Source organism: Acetobacter pomorum (assembly GCF_002738225.1).
Classification (GTDB): Bacteria; Pseudomonadota; Alphaproteobacteria; order Acetobacterales; family Acetobacteraceae; genus Acetobacter; species Acetobacter pomorum.
The window spans coordinates 1-315 of record NZ_PEBQ01000146.1 but is presented as its reverse complement, the minus strand read 5'-3'; the positions used below and the strand labels follow the sequence as shown (position 1 = coordinate 315).

Annotated in this window: 1 protein-coding gene; it reads right to left on the bottom strand. The window is 50.8% G+C overall.

The window, feature by feature from the left end; all coding sequences use genetic code 11:
- Window positions 1-315 (bottom strand): hypothetical protein (locus CSR02_RS16650; RefSeq protein ID WP_208616827.1); only part of this gene is annotated, 315 nt, incomplete at both ends.

Sequence of the window (315 nt, the reverse complement as noted above, 5' to 3'; positions counted from 1 at the left end):
ACAAACGCCAAGAGAGTTGGCCACATACACCTTCGTATCGCTCGGATCCGTCCAGTTGTGACCAATCAACTGACTTCCTACCGCAACATTCGAATTGGTACCTGTCGAAGGATTTCGACCATTGATTTCCCCGGTTGAGTCCAGACGGTTCCCTGTCATGTCTATATTCGTATGCATCGTGTTCCCCTCGTGAACACCGATGTCATTTCGATACAGAAAATCGGCCAGACCTCCGTTGATCGTAAACTGGCCCGAAGCGGCAATATGTCCAGGCTGAGGCGTGCCGTAATCCCCGCCAAGATTATCTACCGGATA